At 41.2% G+C, this 21589-nt stretch carries 20 protein-coding genes; 9 read left to right on the plus strand and 11 right to left on the minus strand.

What is annotated here, in order from left to right:
* Positions 1-10 precede the first annotated feature (10 nt).
* From uppS to rpsB, 5 genes are all read right to left on the minus strand, one after another.
* Positions 11-772, minus strand: coding sequence for a polyprenyl diphosphate synthase (gene uppS, locus QQK06_RS02625; protein WP_284243038.1), 762 nt, complete (start codon positions 770-772; stop codon positions 11-13).
* Positions 773-1124: 352 nt separating this feature from the next.
* The gene (gene frr, locus QQK06_RS02630) at positions 1125-1682 is read right to left on the minus strand and encodes a ribosome recycling factor (RefSeq protein ID WP_284243039.1); all 558 of its coding nucleotides are present in this window, start codon (positions 1680-1682) and stop codon (positions 1125-1127) included.
* A gap of 24 nt (positions 1683-1706) precedes the next feature.
* Positions 1707-2450, minus strand: a complete 744-nt coding sequence (gene pyrH, locus QQK06_RS02635) for a UMP kinase (RefSeq protein WP_284243040.1) — start codon at positions 2448-2450, stop codon at positions 1707-1709.
* Between the two features lie 379 nt (positions 2451-2829).
* Entirely contained in the window at positions 2830-3666 is an 837-nt protein-coding gene (gene tsf, locus QQK06_RS02640; RefSeq protein WP_284243041.1) for a translation elongation factor Ts, read from the minus strand.
* A gap of 90 nt (positions 3667-3756) precedes the next feature.
* The gene (gene rpsB, locus QQK06_RS02645) at positions 3757-4485 is read right to left on the minus strand and encodes a 30S ribosomal protein S2 (RefSeq protein WP_284243042.1); all 729 of its coding nucleotides are present in this window, start codon (positions 4483-4485) and stop codon (positions 3757-3759) included.
* A 322-nt stretch (positions 4486-4807) separates the two neighbouring features.
* Here rpsB and QQK06_RS02650 point away from each other — a divergent pair, with 322 nt between their 5' ends.
* Positions 4808-5413, plus strand: a complete 606-nt coding sequence (locus tag QQK06_RS02650; RefSeq protein ID WP_284243043.1) for a hypothetical protein — start codon at positions 4808-4810, stop codon at positions 5411-5413.
* Between the two features lie 511 nt (positions 5414-5924).
* Here the strand turns inward: QQK06_RS02650 and rpsO are convergent.
* The 6 genes from rpsO to rimP form a co-directional block, all read right to left on the minus strand.
* A complete protein-coding gene (gene rpsO / locus QQK06_RS02655; protein ID WP_284243044.1) occupies positions 5925-6194 on the minus strand; it encodes a 30S ribosomal protein S15 in 270 nt (89 codons plus the stop codon).
* Between the two features lie 130 nt (positions 6195-6324).
* The gene (gene truB, locus QQK06_RS02660; RefSeq protein WP_284243045.1) at positions 6325-7281 is read right to left on the minus strand and encodes a tRNA pseudouridine(55) synthase TruB; all 957 of its coding nucleotides are present in this window, start codon (positions 7279-7281) and stop codon (positions 6325-6327) included.
* A gap of 8 nt (positions 7282-7289) precedes the next feature.
* Complete coding sequence (rbfA, locus tag QQK06_RS02665) at positions 7290-7691, minus strand: 30S ribosome-binding factor RbfA (RefSeq protein ID WP_284243047.1); 402 nt, start codon at positions 7689-7691, stop codon at positions 7290-7292.
* Positions 7692-7861: 170 nt separating this feature from the next.
* A complete protein-coding gene (gene infB, locus QQK06_RS02670) occupies positions 7862-10534 on the minus strand; it encodes a translation initiation factor IF-2 (protein WP_284243048.1) in 2673 nt (890 codons plus the stop codon).
* A gap of 23 nt (positions 10535-10557) precedes the next feature.
* Positions 10558-12054, minus strand: coding sequence for a transcription termination factor NusA (nusA, locus tag QQK06_RS02675; RefSeq protein ID WP_284243049.1), 1497 nt, complete (start codon positions 12052-12054; stop codon positions 10558-10560).
* Between the two features lie 40 nt (positions 12055-12094).
* Positions 12095-12553 carry a ribosome maturation factor RimP gene (gene rimP, locus QQK06_RS02680; RefSeq protein ID WP_284243050.1) on the minus strand — a complete coding sequence of 153 codons (459 nt, stop codon included), beginning with the start codon at positions 12551-12553 and terminating at the stop codon, positions 12095-12097.
* Positions 12554-13115: 562 nt separating this feature from the next.
* Between rimP and QQK06_RS02685 the strand changes: the two genes are divergently transcribed.
* From QQK06_RS02685 to nth, 8 genes are all read left to right on the plus strand, one after another.
* Positions 13116-14999 (plus strand): bifunctional diguanylate cyclase/phosphodiesterase, encoded by a 1884-nt coding sequence (locus QQK06_RS02685; protein ID WP_284243051.1) that lies wholly within the window; start codon positions 13116-13118, stop codon positions 14997-14999.
* Between the two features lie 249 nt (positions 15000-15248).
* Complete coding sequence (gene rsxA, locus QQK06_RS02690; RefSeq protein WP_284243052.1) at positions 15249-15830, plus strand: electron transport complex subunit RsxA; 582 nt, start codon at positions 15249-15251, stop codon at positions 15828-15830.
* On the plus strand, positions 15830-16384 hold the full coding sequence (gene rsxB / locus QQK06_RS02695) for an electron transport complex subunit RsxB (protein WP_284243053.1): 555 nt from the start codon (positions 15830-15832) through the stop codon (positions 16382-16384). The genes rsxA and rsxB overlap by 1 nt, the downstream gene beginning before the upstream one ends.
* Positions 16385-16394: 10 nt before the next feature.
* Positions 16395-18518 (plus strand): electron transport complex subunit RsxC, encoded by a 2124-nt coding sequence (gene rsxC, locus QQK06_RS02700; protein WP_284243054.1) that lies wholly within the window; start codon positions 16395-16397, stop codon positions 18516-18518.
* 3 nt (positions 18519-18521) lie between these two features.
* A complete protein-coding gene (gene rsxD, locus QQK06_RS02705; protein WP_284243055.1) occupies positions 18522-19571 on the plus strand; it encodes an electron transport complex subunit RsxD in 1050 nt (349 codons plus the stop codon).
* Between the two features lie 11 nt (positions 19572-19582).
* Positions 19583-20212, plus strand: a complete 630-nt coding sequence (rsxG, locus tag QQK06_RS02710; RefSeq protein WP_284243056.1) for an electron transport complex subunit RsxG — start codon at positions 19583-19585, stop codon at positions 20210-20212.
* On the plus strand, positions 20209-20913 hold the full coding sequence (locus tag QQK06_RS02715) for an electron transport complex subunit E (protein ID WP_284243057.1): 705 nt from the start codon (positions 20209-20211) through the stop codon (positions 20911-20913). The genes rsxG and QQK06_RS02715 overlap by 4 nt, the downstream gene beginning before the upstream one ends.
* Positions 20914-20927: 14 nt before the next feature.
* Complete coding sequence (gene nth, locus QQK06_RS02720; protein WP_284243058.1) at positions 20928-21560, plus strand: endonuclease III; 633 nt, start codon at positions 20928-20930, stop codon at positions 21558-21560.
* Positions 21561-21589 lie beyond the last annotated feature (29 nt).

Below are 21589 nucleotides of genomic sequence, written 5' to 3' on the forward strand. Positions count from 1 at the left end.
ATTTTAGTTTTTATTTATCAGTTGTTGCTTTTATCTGTTCACCAGTTTTACCAAAACGTCTTTCCCTATTAGCAAAACTTGCGATAGCTTGTTCAAATGCCTGCTCTTTAAAATCAGGCCATAGTTGCTCAGTGAAATAAAACTCAGCGTAAGCCGCTTGCCACAATAAAAAATTGCTGATTCGGAAATCTCCACCGGTACGGATCAATAAATCTAGCTCTGGCACCCCAGCTAAACTAGTATGCTGGTTAAAACTGCTTTCAGTAATTTCATCGACAGCAAGTTCACCACTTTGCACTTTTTCTGCAATTTTTTTTGCTGCATCTGTGATGTCCCAACGGCCACCATAATTTGCAGCAATAGACAGTACCATAGCATCGTTGTTTGCTGTTAATTTTTCTGCGGCTCTGATTTTGTTAATCAGCTTATCAGAAAAACGGGAAACATCACCTACCACCTGAAAGCGAATATTATTTTTATCAAGCTTTTTAACCTCTCTTGTTAACACAAACATAAAGAGATCCATTAATACACTCACTTCCTGCTCAGGCCGTTGCCAGTTTTCACTGCTAAAGGCAAATAAAGTCAGTGCTTTTACCCCTAATTTACGAGCGGTAGAAACCACAGCCCTGACCGATTCGACGCCATTTTTATGACCAACAACCCGAGTTTTACCGCGCTGCTGTGCCCAGCGTCCGTTACCATCCATAATAATTGCAACATGTGCAGGTATATGTTGATAGTCATCTTGTTGTAATGTTTGCTCGGTCACACAAACTCCATTTTTGTTATACTAACTTGATTAATGATTTTCTCACTCAGCGAGAATTAAAAGGCTTAGAGGTAAGGCGTTGATTGTAAAGAATGGCTATTCCCTTGTTAAAATCAACAACACTGCATATAAACCGTTTAAACTCGCCCTTTGGGAGCTTGTTAGCAGCACGATAACTGCAGAAAATTTACTTGATGTAGAATAACTATATCTGTGCAAATTCTATTTGTTCTCACACCGCTTACATAGCTCTGAGTTAACTAAATCACTAGCCGATTTGGTATTGTTCATAAAAAAACGTCGTAGTTAAAGCAAAATCAAAACTACGACGTTATCTATTTTGTTATGGAAATTAAATTTCCATTAATTCAGCTTCTTTGTCTGCTAAAATAGCATCCACTTGTTTGACAAAAGTGTCAGTGATTTTCTGAATTTCATCTTCTGCCTGATGCATTTCATCGTCACTGATCTCTTTATCTTTATTTAATGCTTTTATATCTGAGTTAGCATCACGGCGGATATTACGAATAGCTATTTTACTGTTTTCACCTTCATTTTTAACCACTTTAACTAAGTCTTTACGGCGCTCTTCTGTTAACGGTGGTAACGGAATACGGATCAAGGTGCCTTGTGATGACGGGTTTAAACCAAGATCAGACGACATAATCGCTTTTTCTACCGCGCCAATCATGGTTTTATCAAATACAGTCACGGCCAACGTTCTTGCATCTGGCACCGAAATATTACCAACCTGATTCAATGGCGTATCTGAGCCATAATATTCAATGGTAATATTATCTAATAAAGACGCATGAGCACGACCTGTTCGGACTTTATTCAAGTTAGATTTTAACGACTCAATACTCTTGCCCATTCTTTGCTGAGCGTCTTGTTTTATTTCATTTATCACTTTAATAACCCTTTAAAACGTTGATTATTTATTTAAATTTTCAGCGTGATCAATCGTTGTACCTTCAACCTCTCCCATGATCACCGCTTTTAATGCACCTGACTTATTCATATTAAACACCCGAATCGGCATATTATGATCACGCGCTAAGGTAAACGCCGCCAAATCCATCACTTTTAATTCTTTTTCTAAAACTTCCTGATAAGTTAAATGCTGATATAGCTCAGCATTAGGATCTTTTACCGGATCTGCAGAATAAATACCATCAACTTTTGTCGCTTTTAATACCGCATCAGCCTCAATTTCAATACCACGTAGACAGGCAGCAGAATCTGTAGTGAAAAATGGATTACCCGTGCCGGCACTGAAGATAACTACACGCCCTGATTTGAGTAAGCTGATAGCTTCAGCCCAGTTATAGGTATCACATACCCCTGCTAAATCGATGGCCGACATTAAACGGGCATTAACAAAGGCACGATGCAATGCATCACGCATCGCTAAACCATTCATGACTGTTGCCAGCATCCCCATTTGATCACCAACCACACGGTTCATTCCGGCTTCAGCTAATCCTGCGCCGCGAAATAAGTTACCACCACCAATAACTAAACCGACTTGCACACCCATTTCAATCAATTCTTTGATCTCTTGCGCCATCCGATCAAGTACCTTTGGATCAATACCAAAGCCTTCATCTCCCATTAGGGCTTCACCACTAAGTTTTAAAAGAATTCGACGATAAGTAGGTTTTGGATTAACGCTCATAAAATAAACATTCCTATAGGTGTTTAATAGTTCTTAAGATCCTGTTTAAAACAAATTACCGCTCATTGGCATCGTCTCAAACAGTTAAATTGTTATAAAACCACGTCTTTATTATAAATAATATATAAAAAAACGCAGCCAAAATTAGCCGCGGCTATTTTAATACGTTTAGCTCGCTATCGAAAGGTAAAAAAACAAAAATTTCGCCGTTAACCGCTTAAACAGCTATTAACATTGCTCACCTTCTGCAAATTATCATGCACAAATTTGACACTGTCTTCATGCAAGCAGTTAGAGTATTACTACAATAATATTAAAATACGCGCATAAAAAAAGTCCTGACATTTGTCAGGACTTTTTCAAAGAAAAACAGCTAAAATTAAGACTTAGCGGCAGCGATTTGTGCTTCAACTTCAGCAGCAAAATCTTCTTCTTTCTTCTCAATACCTTCACCAACTTCTAAACGAACGAAGTTAGAAATAGTGACGCCTTTTTCTTTCAATACTTCACCAACAGTACGCTTTGGTTCGATGATAAAAGCTTGACCCATTAAAGAAATTTCACCAGTGAATTTCTTCATACGACCAGTCACCATTTTCTCAGCGATTTCAGCAGGCTTGCCTTCATTCATCGCGATTTCGATTTGAATGGATTTTTCTTTCTCAACGACATCCGCTGGAACATCTTCAGGGCTAAGGTATTCTGGCTTACTAGCAGCAACATGCATAGCAACTTGCTTTAAGATTTCAGCATCACCTGAACCTGCAACAACAACACCGATTTTTGCACCGTGCTTGTAAGAAGATAATGAATCACCTTCAACATATTCAACACGACGAACATTGATGTTTTCACCGATTTTAGCAACTAAAGTAACACGCTTTTCTTCAAATTGTGCTTGTAGCTCTTCGATAGAAAGTTTAGTACTAGCAGCTGCGTCAGCAACTTCGTTTGCAAATGCTAAGAAGTTTTCATCTTTAGCAACAAAGTCAGTTTGACAGTTAACTTCAACTAACACGCCATCTTTAATGATGATTTGACCTTCAGCAGCGATGTTACCCGCTTTTTTAGCCGCTTTCGCTTGGCCAGACTTACGCATGTTTTCAATGGCAAGTTCCATATCGCCATCAACTTCTTGAAGCGCTTTTTTACAATCCATCATGCCCGCGCCAGTGCGTTCACGTAATTCTTTAACTTGTGCAGCAGTAATTGCCATGAGTTAATTCCTCAAAATTCAAATAAGTGTTAAAAAGTTGCCATAACTATCAAGAGCTATGGCAACCATAAAAGTATCAGTTAACCGAGCTTATTCAGCTTCAACAAAACCGTCTTTTTCAGCTTGAACAACGATGTCTTTTTCACGACCTTCGATCACTGCATTAGCAGCTGATTCTGTGTATAAAGTCACAGCACGAATCGCATCATCGTTACCAGGTACGATGTAATCAACACCATCTGGATTTGAGTTAGTATCAACAACTGAAATTACAGGGATACCTAGATTGTTTGCTTCTTTAACAGCGATATGCTCGTGATCAGCATCAATGATAAATAAAGCATCAGGTAAACCACCCATGTTTTTAATACCACCTAAGCTTTTTTCAAGCTTTTCCATTTCACGAGTACGCATTAACGCTTCTTTCTTAGTTAACGCTTCGAAAGTACCGTCAGTCGTTTGCGCTTCTAAGTCTTTTAAACGTTTGATTGATTGACGAACTGTTTTCCAGTTAGTCAACATGCCGCCTAACCAACGGTGATTAACATAAAATTGATCACATTTGATAGCAGCTTCTTTAATTGCATCGCTTGCAGCACGCTTAGTACCAACAAATAACACTTTACCTTTCTTAGATGAAACACCTGATAAGAAAGCCAATGCATCGTTAAACATTGGAACAGTTTGTTCTAAGTTGATGATATGAACTTTGTCACGAGCACCGAAAATGAATGGCTTCATTTTTGGGTTCCAGTAACGAGTTTTGTGACCGAAGTGAACGCCGGCCTTAAGCATGTCGCGCATTGATACGTTTGGCATAATTTTTTCCTTTGGGGTTAAGCGTTCATACATCCAATATATTCGACTCATAACAGCACGAAATTCGCGCTTGGAGCACCCCGATATATCTTTGCTAGATGTATGTGAGTTTATAATATGCACCTTTCAAGATGCGGTTAAATGCTCAACTTAAGCAGCAACACATAAGACATCACTCACCTAAATTCAGCGGCGCACTTTATACCATAAAGCGCAACAATTAACCACAAAAATTTACCCTAAATAAGCAAAAGCACTAGGTTTATCTCCCCTAGCAATGGTAAAATCCTGCCATCCATTTATTGCAAAATTATGATTGTTTATGTCTGCAGAACTATTTTTTATTTATGATAGCCATTGTCCGTGGAGCTATGCTGCCACTCAACTGGTTAACCGCATCAGTGACGCATTTCCTAAAATGCCCGTAAACTTAATGCATTGCGCTTATTTTGATGGGGATAACAAGGTATCAAAAGCCACGATTAATGCCGTCAAAGAAGCTAGTAAGGTAAAATTTAGTCCGGACTATTTAACTCATCTGGAAACAAACAAAGACTCAACCTTGGCCGCGAATGTTTTGACCTGGGTACAAAGGAAATCCCCTCAAAACAGTCTGGCGCTACTTAACAGCATTCAACAAGCACATTTTGAGCAGGCAAATCCACTAACCACTAAAGAACAGATATCACCACTTATTGATGAATTAAAACTGTCACCGCCAGCTAAAACATTACAGGCAGAGAAATTGACTAAAGATGCAGAATTTGCGTTAGGTGACGTTGAAGAGTTACAAAAAATTATCGGTACTAATGCTATTCCCGCATTATTATTAGCTCAAAATGAAAACCTTGTCTTACTCAATCATAATTTATACTTAGCGCAGCCAGAAAAAATCGTTGAAGCAGTCAAACTAGAGTTAGCAAAATAATTATTTTGTAGGTCGCCTTAACGTGTGGTAATCGCATCTGTTCATGCTTTTTATCGCAACAAGTTTGACATCGGTACCTATAGCTAATGCTGTAATAAAAAAATTGTTCATGATCAACGATGTTATTATGCAGTAAAATACCTTCTGATCTAATGGTCCATGTTATTCATATTGCCGCAGCACTAAAGAGGGGGTAACGCTTATTTCCCTCTTTAATCTCCCTCAGCGCACAACTCAGCTTAGCTTACCCGCAGTGACAAACAATAAACAAATACATCGAAAGTACTCACCAAACCAGAACGAAGCATTTTTCTGCATTGCAAATGCGGAATAAATTAAAGCTGCGCTGCTATCATGGATGTTAGTGAAGTGGCACATGGACTATTATATTCGGGGGTGAAAGGCAAAGCCCTTTTGATGATAACCACCGACTGAAGTAGGTGGTTTAATACTGAAAATAAAAAAGGAGCCAATTGGCTCCTTTTACTAAAACATTGTAAACAGCGTTTAATTAACGACGTAAACCTAATTTGCCGATTAATGCTGTATAACGATCACTGTTTTTACCTTTTAAGTAATCAAGTAACTTACGACGTTGGCTTACCATGCGTAATAAACCACGACGTGAGTGGTGATCATGGATGTGCTCTTTGAAGTGACCTTGTAAGTGGTTAATTTGTGTAGTTAACAAAGCAACCTGAACTTCTGGTGAACCTGTATCACCTTCTTTTTGTGCATATTCTGCAACGATTGCAGCTTTTTGCTCAGCAGATAAAGACATAATATATACCTTAGTTAGTGTTTTAAAATTACCGTCAAGCCAAACACTAATTCAGCGAGACGTACAAAAGAGCGCGTATTCTACCAGTAAATTCAGCTTATGCAACCATTAACTGAGGCGTTCGCGCTCATTAGGATAATGCTTCCACTACGGTAATACGTTTTGGTGCGACTAAACCATTATCATCAATCGTACCAACGCCGATAAACTCCGCAGTTTGCCCATCATCATTATCAATATAGACCTGTACTAGTCCTGATAGCGGCGCATTAGCAGTCTGCACAGGATTACCATGGCGCAAGTAATTTGCAGACATCGCGTCAACAAACACTTTAGGCATGTCACCACAGGCAGTGTTCATCGGCAATAATAATGGATCTAATAATTCAGATGGCTGTATTTCATGTTCGCTCGCCTGCGCTAATAATTGTTCAAGCTGCTCTATCGTGACCATTTTATCACGCGGATAACCACCAACAGCAACGCGTCTAAGTTTAGCAACATAAGCACCACAGCCAAGCAGCTCACCTAAATCATCAACAATAGTACGAATATAAGTGCCTTTAGAAACATGAATTTCCATTTCCACTTCATCGTGTTCAAAACGCAGCACATCTAGGCGATACACTGTAATATCACGCGCTTGACGCGGCACTTCAATGCCTTCTCGAGCATATTTATACAGCGGCTGCCCCTGATATTTCAAGGCAGAATACATCGACGGTACTTGTTTACTGTCGCCACGAAAACTTTCCAGCGCCTTGTCTAATTCGATCTTGGAAACATTCACTGGCTTTTCCGCTACTACTTCACCGTCAGCATCACTAGTGGTGGTTCGAATACCTAACTTAGCAGTCACCTGATAAGTTTTATCAGTATCAAGTAAAAACTGGGAAAATTTAGTGCCTTCTCCTAAACAAATAGGCAGCATGCCTGTTGCTAATGGATCCAATGCCCCGGTATGCCCAGCTTTTTGCGCAAAATAAATGCGTTTGACCTTTTGTAAGGCATTATTTGACGACATTTCCAGTGGCTTATCAAGCAATAATACCCCGTTAACCGCACGGCCTTTTCTTCTTTTTGCCATTGAAATTGTTACTCGCCTTTAGACTCATCATCATCGGTTTTTGTATGCTTGCTTTCGTCTTCAGCAATCGCTTTATTGACTAAGTTAGTCATACGAACACCTTCTACCATCGATTTGTCATAGACAAAGCGTAACTCAGGCATAATGCGTGCTTTAATACGTTTGGCTAATAAGGTTCGAATAAAGCTCGCTGCTTCATTTAGTATTTCAACCGACTTATCAACATTCTGACCTTCTAAGGTAAAGAAAGTGACAAATACCTTGGCATAAGCCAAGTCGCGTGTCACTTCAACCGCTGAGACTGTCACCATACCTAAACGCGGATCTTTCACTTCACGCTGAATGATCATAGCCACTTCTTTTTGAATCTCTTGTCCGACTCTGTCGGTACGAGCAAATTCTCTTGCCATATATCTAACCCCTAACAAAAACGGAGGCCAAGCCTCCATTTTCTAATATTAATACGAGCTATAGCCTAAGAGCGCCGATAATTTTGTCTAGAGCAAAGCTGATACGCGCAGCGTACAAGGGTACGAGAGCATATCCAATGCAGTTATAGACAAAAGAATCAAGCAATTAGCTATAACGAACGTTTAACTTCCACTGTTTCAAACACTTCGATTTGATCGCCAACTTTAACGTCATTATAGTTCTTAACGCCAATACCACATTCCGTACCATTACGTACTTCCTGGACATCATCTTTAAAGCGACGTAAAGATTCTAATTCACCTTCATAAATTACGACGTTTTCACGTAAGACACGAATTGGCGCACTACGTTTAATGGTACCTTCAGTTACCATACAACCAGCAATAGCACCAATTTTTGGCGATTTAAAGACATCACGTACTTCTGCAAGACCGATAATTTCTTGTTTGAATTCAGGTGCAAGCATACCGCTCATCGCCTGTTTCACTTCATCAATCAATGCATAAATTACGCTGTAATAACGTAAATCAACACCTTCAGATTCAATCACTTTACGCGCTGCCGCATCGGCACGAACGTTAAAGCCAATAATAATTGCGTTAGAAGCCGCAGCTAAGGTCGCGTCAGTTTCAGTGATACCACCAACACCTGAACCGATGATCTTCACTTTCACTTCGTCAGTAGACAATTTCGTTAATGAATCGGAAATCGCTTCAAGTGACCCCTGAACGTCTGATTTCAGTACAACATTAACCTCTGAAACATCCCCTTCTTCCATGTTAGAGAACATGTTTTCCAGTTTCGATTTTTGCTGACGTGCTAATTTAACATCACGGAACTTACCTTGACGATATAACGCCACTTCACGCGCTTTTTTCTCATCTTTAACCACGGTTGCTTCATCACCTGATTGAGGCACACCGCTTAAGCCCAAGATTTCAACTGGAATCGAAGGCCCTGCAGATTTAATCTCTTTACCATTTTCATCACGCATCGCACGAACACGGCCATATTCAAGACCACATAAGACGATATCACCTTGATTCAAGGTACCCTCTTGCACAAGTACTGTGGCAACAGGTCCGCGACCTTTATCAAGCTTCGACTCAACCACGACACCATTTGCCATTTTATCAACAACAGCCGTTAGCTCTAAGACTTCTGCTTGTAATAAAATAGAATCCAGTAACTCGTCGATACCTAATCCAGTTTTCGCTGAAACGTGAACAAACTGGACATCACCGCCCCAATCTTCAGGAATAACATCGTGTTGTGATAGCTCAGTCTTAACACGATCTGGATCGGCAGTTTCTTTATCCATCTTATTCACTGCGATAATAATTGGCGCTTCAGATGCTTTGGCATGTTGAATCGCTTCAATCGTTTGTGGCATCACACCATCATCAGCAGCTACTACGATAATAACGATATCCGTTGCTTTAGCACCACGAGAGCGCATTGCAGTAAACGCAGCGTGACCTGGAGTATCTAAGAAAGTGATCATGCCATGACCAGTTTCTACGTGATAAGCACCGATATGCTGGGTAATACCCCCCGCTTCACCATCTGCCACTTTTGCTTGACGAATATGGTCAAGTAATGACGTTTTACCATGGTCAACGTGACCCATAATAGTCACTACTGGCGCACGAGTTATAGACTCACCGGCATCACCACGGTCGGATAATACGGCTTCTTCTAAAGCATTTTCTTTCACAAGAACCACTTCACGACCCATTTCTTCAGCAACTAGGGCTGCTGTTTCTTGGTCGATCACTTGGTTAATGGTTGCCATTGCCCCCATTTTAAACATCGCTTTAACCACTTCAGCGCCTTTAACTGACATTTTATTAGCCAATTCAGCAACAGAAATTGTTTCACCAATACGCACTTCTTGCAGTTTAGTTTCAACTGGCTTTTGGAAGCCATGCTTTAAGCTTTGCGGTGCAGATAAAGTTTGCTTACCTTTGCCTTTGCCTCGGCCTTTTGCTTGTTTGTCTTGTTGATTGCTCTTTTTCTTACGACGACGGCGTCCACCATCTTCTTCAGAATCAATCTTATCTTCTGCTTCTTGCGCATATTTAGAAGACGTTAAATGTACGACCTCTTTTTCTTTCTCTTTACGCTCAGCTTCTTCTGCTTTCCAGCGGGCTTCATTTTCTTCCGCTAGTTTTTTAGCTGCTTCAGCTGCCGCTTTCGCTTCTGCTTCGGCTTTTTCTTCAGCCTCTTTTTCAGCTTGTAGACGAAGCTTCTTAGCTTCTTCACTTTCAACCGGCTCTGGTTCTGGCTCTTTTTCGCTATCACCAGCTTTCGCTTTAGCCGCTTTGGCTTTTGCTTCAGCCTCTGCTTTTGCTCTCGCCTTACGTTCAGCTTCTGCTGCCGCTTTGGCTTCGGCTTCCGATTTAGCCTTAGCTTCCGCTTCGGCTTTAGCTTTCGCTGCTGCTTCGGCCTCGGCTTTCGCTAACGCTTCGGCTTCTTCTTGTGCCTTAGCTTCCGCTTCGGCAATTTGCTGCTCTTCTAACTCGCTACGTTTAACATAAGTACGTTTCTTACGCACTTCCACTTGTACCGATTTAGCTTTGCTACCACTCCCCATAACGAGTGTTGATTTCTTTTTACGGCTTAACGTCATTTTGCTAGGTTTTGCCGCAGAATCATCGCCATGTTGTTTTTTCAGATGCTCTAAAAGCGACTCTTTCTCATCTTGAGATATAGTGTCTGCCGCTTGTTTGTTAACACCAATGCTTGCCAATTGGCCAACCAATTTATCGATTGGTGTGCCTATTTCTTTGGCAAGTTCTTCTACTGTTACAGATGCCATCTATTTAATTCCCCCAGGGATTTTTATTCTTCGTTAAACCAGCAAATATTACGCGCGGCCATAATTAACTCACCCGCTCTGGTTTCATCTAATTCCTCAATGTCAGCAAGTTCATCAACACCTTGCTCCGCTAAATCTTCTAGCGTGCGTACACCGCGACTTGCGAGGACAAAGGCTAAGTGGCGTTCTAACCCTTCTAATGCTAATAAATCTTCAGCTGGCTCGGCATTTTCTAATGATTCTTCACTAGCAAGTGCCTGTGTTGTTAATGCCGCTTTTGCTCGTTCACGTAATTCTTCAACGATGTCTTCATCCATGCCATCAATTTCAAGTAATTCAGCCGTCGGCACATAGGCAATCTCTTCTAATGAAGTAAAACCTTCTTCAGCAAGCAAAGTAGCAAAATCTTCGTCAATATCTAATTGTTCAGTAAATAAAGTTAAGACTTTGTCATTTTCCGCCTGATGTTTTTCGTTCATGGCATCAACCGTCATTACATTCAGTTCCCAACCAGTTAAATTACTGGCCAGACGAACGTTTTGGCCGCTACGACCGATTGCCATCGCTAAGTTGCCTTCTTCAACCGCAATATCCATAGTGCGCTTGTCTTCATCAACAATGATTGAAGCGACTTCAGCAGGCGCCATTGCATTAATGACAAACTGAGCAGGATTATCGTCATATAACACGATATCAACACGCTCACCGCCAAGCTCGCCTGAAACGGCCTGTACACGAGAGCCTCGCATACCAACACAAGCACCAACAGGGTCAATACGCTTGTCATTTGACTTAACCGCAATTTTTGCTCGTGAACCTGGATCGCGCGCTGCACCTTTAATTTCCAGCATTTCTTCACCAATTTCCGGCACTTCAACGCGAAACAATTCAATCAACATTTCAGGTTTTGTACGAGAAACAAATAATTGCGCACCGCGAGCTTCCGGTTTAATGGCATAAAGTAATCCACGCACACGGTCACCCGGACGGAACACTTCACGAGGTAACAGGTCATCACGATAAATAATCGCTTCAGCGTTATTACCTAAATCCAAAATCACGCTATCACGGCTGGCTTTTTTCACCACACCTGTGATTAGTTCACCCACTTGATCCTGATAAGCATCAATCACAATAGCACGCTCAGCTTCACGTACTTTTTGTACGATTACTTGCTTCGCAGTTTGCGTAGTAATACGGTCAAACTTTACTGATTCAATTTGCTCTTCAACATAGTCGCCTACCTGAACACTGTCATCGTCATATTGCGCCGCTGCTAATCCAATTTCAGCATAAGGGTTTTCTATAACCTCTTCAGTGTCTTCAACTACTAACCAACGTCTAAAGGTATCAAACTCACCTGTTTTACGATCGATACAAACACGAACGGCAATATCACCTTCATATTTCTTCTTGGTGGCGGTTTCTAATGCGGTTTCCATTGCTTCAAAAATACTTTCGCGTGGCAATGCTTTTTCATTAGATACGGCATCTACAACCAGTAAAATTTCCTTACTCATGCTACTTAGCCTTTATTAATCGTTATAATTCAATAATCTATTAGTCAAATTTTGGTACTAGATTGCCCTTGTCGATATTACTAAAGACAAGTTCGTAATCTTCACCATCTACCGTTACCACAAGCGTGTCATTTTCAATCGCCGCGAGTAAGCCTTTAAATTTGCGGCGACCATTTAACGGTAGCGATAATCTGATATTTACCGTTTCACCAATAACAGCCTGATAATGCGCTAAGCTAAACAAAGGGCGGTCTAAGCCTGGTGATGAAACTTCCAAGTTGTATTCTGTGCTGATCGGGTCTTCTACATCGAGAATAGCCCCTACTTGACGACTCACTTCTGCACAATCATCAACGTCAATGCCGTTTTCATGATCAATAAAAAGTCTTAATACAGAATGTTTGCCTGCACTAATAAACTCAATACCTAATAATTCTTTACCAACTTCTTCAACTGCCGGTCGTAACATTTCCGTTAATTTATGTTCAAATTTAGCCAATCAATTTCTCCGTTTTTCCAACATTCAGAAACAAAAAAAGGGCGTAAAGCCCAGCGATAATACTTGCTGTCATGCACCTTGCGATCTCAGATCGATAAGATACAAAAAAACCCCAAAGTCGGGGCCTATTTTCACTGAACCCACGATGTTCGCTAAGTTAAATGAGCTTATCAAAACAACTTAGTAACCAAAGCAATAATAAGGTAAACCGAACTATAAGATAACTCGACTAGCCTTCCAGTGACTTATTGCCCCAGATGAGATGCGCGAAATTATATAGTGATAACGACCAGACCGCAAGTACATTTCATCAAAGGGGCGATGAATTTCTCACAGCTAAAACATTTATTTTCCAATAATCCCTTACGCTTTCACTTGCTTGGTTCGCTTTCACTATTTTTTCATGCTATAACAGCGAATGATAGTAAAAAATATATGTGTAACTTATTAAAATGTATCGATAATCACGACGATATTTATTTATCCACTATACTGAAAGTTGCACACTAATAAATAACTAGATCGCTTCGCTATCGATTGAACTAACTGGTTGAAGGTTTTTATGTATACATATTCGCAGATGATTGCCAAAAATATGCTTATTGCTGCCGTCTGTAGTGTGCTTTTTTCCGGCGTCACTTTTAAGTTGTTGTCAGGTAATGCAGAACATCAACAAAAGCTCCAACAGCAAATGTTAGCTCAGTTATATTCACAATCTGTTGAATATAACGCTAATAAAATTAAAGCTATTGCCCAGCCATTAACTCAATATCATTTTGCCCAGCTTGAAATTAACTCAGCAAACGCTCAGCAAAGTTACAGAGTCAACAATGAACAATCAGCTGTGGCACAACTTATCGCTCCTGAGCCTGCAATCTTTAAACTCGCCAAGCAACAACTGCAATTTAAATTGCAAATTAATACCAATGATAGCGCCACGTTATTTATTTACCTTTCACTTACCATGATGTTTCTGTCATTTGCGATTGTATTAATTGGTGGCCAGTTTAGTATTCAACGTTATAAAAATATTATCAAAAGTATCAATCTGCAGATTAAAAATGCGTTAACAGGCATTTTGCACGCCGAGCAAGGAGCTGATAACAAGCAAACAACGCTATTTGATTTACCTGAACTAAATAACGGTATCAATGAAATCAATGAAATGGTGAATGAGCTTATCTCTGATAAAGGGGTGTTAAAAAAAGAAGCCTATATCGAACCGTTAACCCAGTTTGAAAATCGCACTCGCTTTGTTCAATATTTTGAAAGTAAAAATGAAACGGTAGATTTTGGCGTATTAACTATCACCCGGTGTTCAGAATTACAAACCGTCAACCAAATTCACGGCTATACCGAAGGTGATAATTACATTTGCAAAGTCGCAGATATTTTGAAAAAAGCTTGCAGTAAATACCAATTCGCGAAAATATTTCGCCTTAACAGCTCAGATTTTGCCACTATATTACCCAATACCACGTTAAAAGACGCGGAAAACTATGCAGAAGATATCAGTAATTATTTTAATGAGTACCAGCAAGCTTCTGACCTTGATTCCGTCGGTTATACCGGTTTAGTGTATTTTGATAAGAGTAATTCCTTAGGCGAGCTATTGGCGCTGGCAGATACCGGTATCAGTGTTGCCCAAACCAAACAAATCAATGCCTGGTATGCACAAACCGATACCGATATTTTAGCAAGCTCTAGTGCTAGTTATGGTAATCAAAACTGGCGTCAGGAAATTGATAACGTTATTGATAACCACAGGGTTAAACTACTTGTACAACAAATCAAACCAACCACACGTAGCGCCCGTGTTTATAACGAAATTTTAGCTCGTTTCCTTAATTCCAATGAGGAAATGCTGCCGACCGCCTCTTTTATCGCGATGGCTGAAAAACTCGATAAAATAGTCGCTATTGATAAATTGATCATTGAAACTGCCATCACTGAAATTAGTCGCAAAAACTTAACCGAACAACATTTTGGCATTAATATCAGTGCCCGCACTATCCACGACGAACAATTTATGATTTGGCTCGAGCGTCGCTTATTAAAAGAAGCTCGCATAGCAAAAAATTTAGTCTTTGAAATTAGTGAATTTGGTCTACAACAAAATATTAAAACCAGTAAACGCTTTATTGACATGATCCATAGAGTGGGAGCCAGGATCACAGTAGAACGCTTCGGTGTCGGCCTGACTTCCTTTAAGTTCTTTCGCGACCTTAAGCCTGACTTTATCAAAATGGACAGCATCTATACCCGAGACATAGATGAAGATAAAAACAATCAATACTTCCTGCGACTAATGGTTGATCTCGCGCATCGCCTGAGTATAACAGTACTGGCAGAAAGCGTTGAAAGTCAGGAAGAAAAATTCATGTTAGAAAAGCTATTCGTTGATGGCTGCCAAGGTTTTTATCTGGGTAAGCCGGAAGCGATTTAATCCACTAACTGTCCCATTTATTCTTTAAAAAATGAATAAATGGGAGCCCCTAATTTAGAGTAAAATTTAGACGGCAGAGCACAAGCTTCATTAAATCCCTACAACTTATATGTAAAATATTGCAGACATTTTCCCATGTACACCACAAAAGTTATTGCATATGCATCAACATTTATTAATTTGAGCTGTTGTTATCTGAGCCAGAAAGTCGGATAATATAGGGAATTTATTCAATATCATTAATTTAGCATGACTGACTACCTATTATTATTAGTGGGAACAGTATTAGTAAACAACTTTGTTTTAGTAAAGTTTCTTGGTTTATGCCCTTTTATGGGGGTATCGTCAAAAGTAGAAACTGCTATTGGCATGTCCTATGCGACCACCTTTGTGATGACGCTGGCTTCACTGCTTAGTTACCTAGTACAAACTTATTTACTGGCGCCGTTAGGGTTAGAATTTTTAACCACCATGACGTTTATCCTAGTGATTGCCGTAGTGGTCCAGTTTACTGAAATGGTGGTACATAAAACCAGTGCTAATTTATATCGTTCTCTGGGTATTTTCTTACCTTTGATCACTACTAACTGTGCAGTATTAGGTGTCGCCCTGCTCAACATCTATGAACAACATAATTTTTTGGAGTCAATCATATACGGCTTTAGCGCTGCATTAGGCTTTTCATTAGTATTAATTATGTTTTCCGCAATGCGTGAAAAATTAGCGAATGCTGACGTGCCAACGCCATTTAAAGGCTCCGCGATCGCAATGATCACCGCAGGTTTAATGTCACTCGCCTTTATGGGATTTACTGGCTTGGTGAAATTCTAATGACCATACTTATTGCCATTGTAGTTATAGGCTTGATCGGCGTAGCCTTTGGCGCACTGCTCGGTTTTGCTTCCATTCATTTTAAAGTCGAAGGCGACCCTCTAGCAGAACAGCTCGATGCCTTGTTACCTCAAACCCAATGCGGCCAATGCGGTTACCCTGGTTGTAAACCTTATGCTGAAGCAGTCGCAAATGGTGAAGCCATTAATAAATGCGCCCCCGGCGGTGAAGAAACCATTAAAAAAATCGCCGATCTAATGGGCGTTGAAGTGCAACCGTTAGATGCAGCCCATGAAACCGATAACACCCCCAAAGTCGCCTTTATTATTGAAGAAGACTGTATCGGTTGTACTAAATGTATTCAGGCCTGCCCGGTTGATGCCATTATCGGGGCAACGAAACAAATGCATACCATTATTGCTGAAGAGTGCACTGGCTGCGACTTATGTGTGGCGCCCTGCCCGGTAGACTGTATTGAAATGCGTCCAATTAAACAAACACCTAAAAACTGGCAATGGGATCTCGATAGCATCTCTGTCGTGCAAGTAGATTAAAGAGGTAGAAGTGGAATCAGTTATCGAACGCATAGAAAAAGGTCATTTTTGGAAGTTTCACGGAGGGATCCACCCACCGGAAATGAAATTTCTCACCTCAGATAAACCTATTCGTCCATTGGCAATGCCACCTGAATTAATCATTCCTGTTCAGCAACATATCGGGGAAGCTGGTCAGCTAATCGTATCTGTCGGTGAACAAGTTAAAAAAGGCCAGCCACTGACTAAAAGTTCGATGCCGTTATCGGTACCTGTCCATGCCCCTACTAGTGGTACTATTAGTGCAATAGAAAATTCGGTGATCGCTCACCCTTCCGGTTTAGAAGAATTATGTATTAAGCTGCTCCCAGATGGTGAAGACAGCTGGTGTCAACGTCAATTAACGCCCGATTATCAAACATTAACCAAACACCAGATCATTGAAAAAATTGCCCAGGCAGGTATTTCCGGCATGGGTGGCGCAGGCTTTCCAACCCATATTAAAGTCAATACTCAAGCCCAAATCAATTACTTGATCATCAATGCGGCCGAATGTGAGCCTTATATTAGCGCCGATGATTTATTAATCAGGGAGCATAACTCCACCATAGTAGATGGCATCAATATTCTCGATCACTTACTTGAACCAGCATTTATCCTGATCGGTATAGAAGATAATAAACCCGAAGCGATTCAGGCGTTAAAGAAAGCCACTGCGGCAAACGATAAAATCAAAATTTGTGTCTTACCAACTAAGTACCCAACGGGTGGCGAAAAACAGCTGATCATGGCACTAACGGGTCAAGAAGTTCCATCCGGCGTATTACCCAGCAGTCTGGGAATTGTCATGCAAAACATAGCGACTTGCTATGCCATTGCCGATGCGGTGATCCACGACACACCACTGATTAAACGAGTAGTAACATTGTCAGGGCGCGCACTGGCAAAACCACAAAACGTCTGGGCATTGCTCGGTACTCCTGTAGAATTTTTACTGCAACAATGCGGTTATCCAGAACTAGCGAAAAAGCACATTATCATGGGTGGCCCTATGATGGGCTTTAGTTTACCCAGCACTCAGGTACCAGTAGTGAAAACCACTAACTGCGTGTTAGCTCCTAGCGAACAAGAAATTCCCGATAATAATAAGGAAGTAGAATGTATTCGTTGTGGACAATGTGCTGAAGTCTGCCCAAGTCAGCTATTGCCACAAGAGTTACAGTGGAGCGCCAAAGCAAAAGATCAACAAGAGTTAGAAGCATTAAACTTATTTGATTGTATCGAATGTGGTGCCTGTGCCTATGTTTGCCCGAGCCATATACCTCTAGTGCATTATTATCGGGTAGCAAAAGCAGAGATTCGCCAGCAAAAATTACTCGATCTAAAAGCAGAAAAAGCTAAACAACGCTTTGAAGCGCGCAAAGTTCGGTTAGAACGCGATAAACTAGCACGAGAAGAAAAACACCGTAAAGCAGCAGAAGCTCGTAAAGCAAAAATGAATGCCGGCACTGAAGATGCGAATAATGAAAAATCTGCTGTCGCGGCAGCGCTTGCAAGAGTCAAAGCGAAAAAAGCCCAAGCTCAGTCAGGGCAAGCCTCCGCCTCGCAAAATAACGAGCAGAGCAATGAGCAAGTCAATGATAAAAAGTCGCAGGTAGCGGCAGCAGTTGCCAGAGCAAAAGCGAAAAAGCTCGCCGCAGCTAATGCAAAATCAGTCACTAACCAAGCAGCAGACGATCATCTAAACAATGACACCGCTGTAGATACAACACCAGCTAACATCACCGCACAGGATGATAAAAAGGCAAAAATCGCCGCGGCAGTAGCGAAAGCGAAAGCCAAAAAAGCATCATCCGCCCCAGAAGTTCAGGAAGACCAACAAGAACCTGACATTAAGCCTGAAGTAAATGAGAAAAAAGATCGTATCGCTGCGGCTGTAGCCAAAGCAAAGGCAAAAAAACAGGCAGCAAAACAAGCAAGCACAAATGCTAATAGTGACACATCCGATAATCCACCATCGGATGACGATAACAGTCAACGAGCTGAGCCTATGACACAAGTAGCACCAAGTGAGCAGCCAATGGATAAAAAAGCACGCATTGCCGCCGCTGTGGCAAAAGCGAAAGCGAAAAAACAACAAGCAGAGTCAAAATAAATCATGGCATACTGGATAGCAAGTTCACCTCATGATCACCAGCAGACTAAAACCTCAGCGTTAATGCGTTTAGTCATTTATGCGGCAATTCCCGGCATTCTTACCCAATGGTATTTTTTCGGCTGGGGTAATCTCATTCATATTAGTTTGGCGATAATCACCGCAATTATTGCGGAATTTACCGTATTATCGCTGCGAGAAAAAAAGGTCTCGGAACAGCTATTTGATGGTAGTGCGTTATTAACCGCAGTTTTACTCGGTGTTAGTTTACCGGCCTTAGCACCCTGGTGGATTTCTGTGCTCGGTACTCTGTTCGCTATCGTCATAGTGAAACAATTATACGGTGGCCTTGGTCATAACCCGTTTAACCCGGCAATGGCAGCCTATGTAATGTTGCTAATTTCGTTCCCGGTACAAATGACCTCATGGCAACCACCGCTGGAATTAATGGCATTACCACTTGATTTTGCCAATACGCTGTCAGTAATTTTTACCCAGTTTACCTTTGACGGTTATTCAATTGAACAACTCAGAACGCATGTTGATGGTTTTACTATGGCAACACCGTTAGATACAGTCAAAACTAACCTGACCTTAGGATTAACCATTGCTGAAAGTATGAATAACCCGGTTATCGGTCACTACGTAGGTGAAGGCTGGCAATGGATAAACCTAGCCTTTTTACTCGGCGGATTATTTTTAATCGGCAAAAAAGCTATCCCGGCAGTAACCCCATTTAGCTTTTTATTTAGCTTATTTATCTGCTCATTTATTGCCTACTCTATCAGCCCTGACACTAATGCCTCGACATTATTTCACTGGTTTAATGGCGCCTGTATGCTCGGAGCCTTTTTCATCATAACCGACCCTGTATCCGGAGCAACCAGCGTCAAAGGACGAATAATATTTGGTGCGCTGGCTGGTTTTTTAGTATTTATTATTCGCAAATTCGGTGGTTATCCTGACGCAGTAGCCTTTTCAGTATTGCTCTGTAATATGGCAGCACCACTGATTGACCAATACACCCGCCCCCGCACCTATGGTCACTCTTAAGGAATTACGTTATGCGTGAAGCGATTGAAAAAAATGCCAAATTACTCGCGTTGTTTGCTATTGCCTGTACTGCGGTAGTTGGCCTAGTGCACATGTTAACTAAAGACAGAATTGTCGCGCAGCAACAACAGCAATTAATTAATACCTTAAACAGCTTGATCCCACCAGAAAGTCATAATAATGAAATCAGCCAGTCCTGCTTTATCGTGCAAGATGAGTTGCTGGGAGGCTATCAACAAAAAGTCTATTTAGCGACAGAGAATGAACAACCTGTCGCCGCGGCAATCACCGCCACTGCGCCGGATGGTTATAACGGCAATATCGAATTACTGGTGGCGGTTAAACTCGATGGCAGTGTCAGCGGTGTCAGAACATTAAAACATCAAGAAACCCCTGGCTTGGGTGATAAAATAGAATTAAGAAAAAGTCACTGGATTTTAAGTTTTACCGGCAAGAAAATTCGCGGCGAGCAAGATAATCGCTGGGCTGTTGCCAAAGATGGTGGTATGTTCGATCAATTTACTGGCGCTACCATTACCCCACGTGCCGTAGTCAAAGCAGTAAAAAGTACGGTAGATTACTTTAATCTCCATAAAGATGAATTATTTCAGCACGATGCCAATTGTCAGGGGGCTAAATGAAGATCCCAAATGAATACAAAGAATTAACTTGGCAAGGATTATGGAAAAATAATCCTGGCCTGGTACAGCTTCTTGGTTTATGTCCGTTATTGGCGGTGACCTCAACGGTAGTTAACGCCTTAGGGCTAGGCTTAGCAACCATGTTTGTTTTGATTTGCTCAAACGCCACTGTGTCAGCCATTCAGCAATGGGTGCCGAAAGAAATCCGCATTCCGATATTCGTTTTGATCATTGCTGCCTTTGTTACCTGCGTGCAATTATTAATGAATGCCTTTACCTATGGCTTATATGAATCCTTAGGGATATTCTTGCCGCTAATTGTCACTAACTGTGCCATTATCGGCCGCGCTGAAGCCTATGCGTCAAAAAATCCAGTCAAACAAGCAAGTTTTGATGGTTTTATGATGGGGTTAGGTTTTTTATTCGTATTATTAACCTTAGGCGCAATCCGCGAAGTGCTGGGACAAGGCACCCTATTTGACGGAGCTCAACTGTTATTAGGTGACTGGGCAGCTGGTATGCGTATTGAAGTAATGCAGCTCGATAATCAGTTTTTATTAGCGATACTGCCGCCTGGTGCCTTTATCGCCATGGGCTTTTTGATTGCGGCAAAAAATAAAATCGACGCCAAACTGGCAGAGCATCAACCAAAAGAACCTGAGAGCCAAATAGAACGGGTCAGAGTCAACTTTGACAGTTAATTAGCTAAAAATTTATGAATAAAGAAAAACGAATAGAAATTCTTACGCGATTAAGAGATGACAACCCACACCCAACGACAGAGCTTAACTTTAATTCGCCATTTGAGTTATTGATTGCAGTATTGCTTTCGGCACAGGCGACCGACGTTAGCGTTAATAAAGCAACCGGACCACTATTTGCCGTAGCCAATACCCCACAGGCAATACTCGATTTAGGCGTGGACAAGTTAAAAGACTACATTAAAACCATCGGCCTATTTAATACCAAGGCAGAAAACACCATCAAGACCTGTCAGATGCTGGTGGATTTACACGGCGGCGAAGTACCGGAAGACAGAGCCGCATTAGAGGCCTTGCCTGGTGTTGGTCGTAAAACAGCCAACGTTGTTTTAAATACTGCCTTTGGCTGGCCGACCATAGCCGTTGATACGCATATCGACCGGGTCTCCAACCGCACTAAATTCGCCCCCGGCAAAAACGTCAAAGAAGTGGAACAAAAGCTACTTAAAGTGGTACCAAAAGAATTTAAAGTCGATGTCCATCACTGGCTGATTCTTCATGGCCGTTACGTTTGTGTTGCCCGTAAACCAAAGTGTGGTGCTTGTTTAATTGAAGATCTGTGTGAGTTTAAAGAGAAAACAGAGTAGCCAAAGGCTGTTTTGAACTTAACGGAAGT

The organism is Thalassotalea insulae (assembly GCF_030161395.1).
In the GTDB taxonomy this organism is placed as follows: Bacteria; Pseudomonadota; Gammaproteobacteria; order Enterobacterales; family Alteromonadaceae; genus Thalassotalea_E; species Thalassotalea_E insulae.

Excerpts from the sequence above, each read along its gene's own strand:
- QQK06_RS02715 (WP_284243057.1), top strand. The coding sequence starts at position 20,209 with ATGAAGATCCCAAATGAATACAAAGAATTAACTTGGCAAGGATTATGG.
- tsf (WP_284243041.1), bottom strand. The coding sequence starts at position 3,666 with ATGGCAATTACTGCTGCACAAGTTAAAGAATTACGTGAACGCACTGGC.
- truB (WP_284243045.1), bottom strand. The coding sequence starts at position 7,281 with ATGGCAAAAAGAAGAAAAGGCCGTGCGGTTAACGGGGTATTATTGCTT.
- rsxB (WP_284243053.1), top strand. The coding sequence starts at position 15,830 with ATGACCATACTTATTGCCATTGTAGTTATAGGCTTGATCGGCGTAGCC.
- rbfA (WP_284243047.1), bottom strand. The coding sequence starts at position 7,691 with ATGGCAAGAGAATTTGCTCGTACCGACAGAGTCGGACAAGAGATTCAA.
- nusA (WP_284243049.1), bottom strand. The coding sequence starts at position 12,054 with ATGAGTAAGGAAATTTTACTGGTTGTAGATGCCGTATCTAATGAAAAA.
- rsxD (WP_284243055.1), top strand. The coding sequence starts at position 18,522 with ATGGCATACTGGATAGCAAGTTCACCTCATGATCACCAGCAGACTAAA.
- QQK06_RS02685 (WP_284243051.1), top strand. The coding sequence starts at position 13,116 with ATGTATACATATTCGCAGATGATTGCCAAAAATATGCTTATTGCTGCC.
- nth (WP_284243058.1), top strand. The coding sequence starts at position 20,928 with ATGAATAAAGAAAAACGAATAGAAATTCTTACGCGATTAAGAGATGAC.
- rpsB (WP_284243042.1), bottom strand. The coding sequence starts at position 4,485 with ATGCCAAACGTATCAATGCGCGACATGCTTAAGGCCGGCGTTCACTTC.
- rsxA (WP_284243052.1), top strand. The coding sequence starts at position 15,249 with ATGACTGACTACCTATTATTATTAGTGGGAACAGTATTAGTAAACAAC.
- pyrH (WP_284243040.1), bottom strand. The coding sequence starts at position 2,450 with ATGAGCGTTAATCCAAAACCTACTTATCGTCGAATTCTTTTAAAACTT.
- rsxG (WP_284243056.1), top strand. The coding sequence starts at position 19,583 with ATGCGTGAAGCGATTGAAAAAAATGCCAAATTACTCGCGTTGTTTGCT.
- rpsO (WP_284243044.1), bottom strand. The coding sequence starts at position 6,194 with ATGTCTTTATCTGCTGAGCAAAAAGCTGCAATCGTTGCAGAATATGCA.
- QQK06_RS02650 (WP_284243043.1), top strand. The coding sequence starts at position 4,808 with ATGTCTGCAGAACTATTTTTTATTTATGATAGCCATTGTCCGTGGAGC.
- infB (WP_284243048.1), bottom strand. The coding sequence starts at position 10,534 with ATGGCATCTGTAACAGTAGAAGAACTTGCCAAAGAAATAGGCACACCA.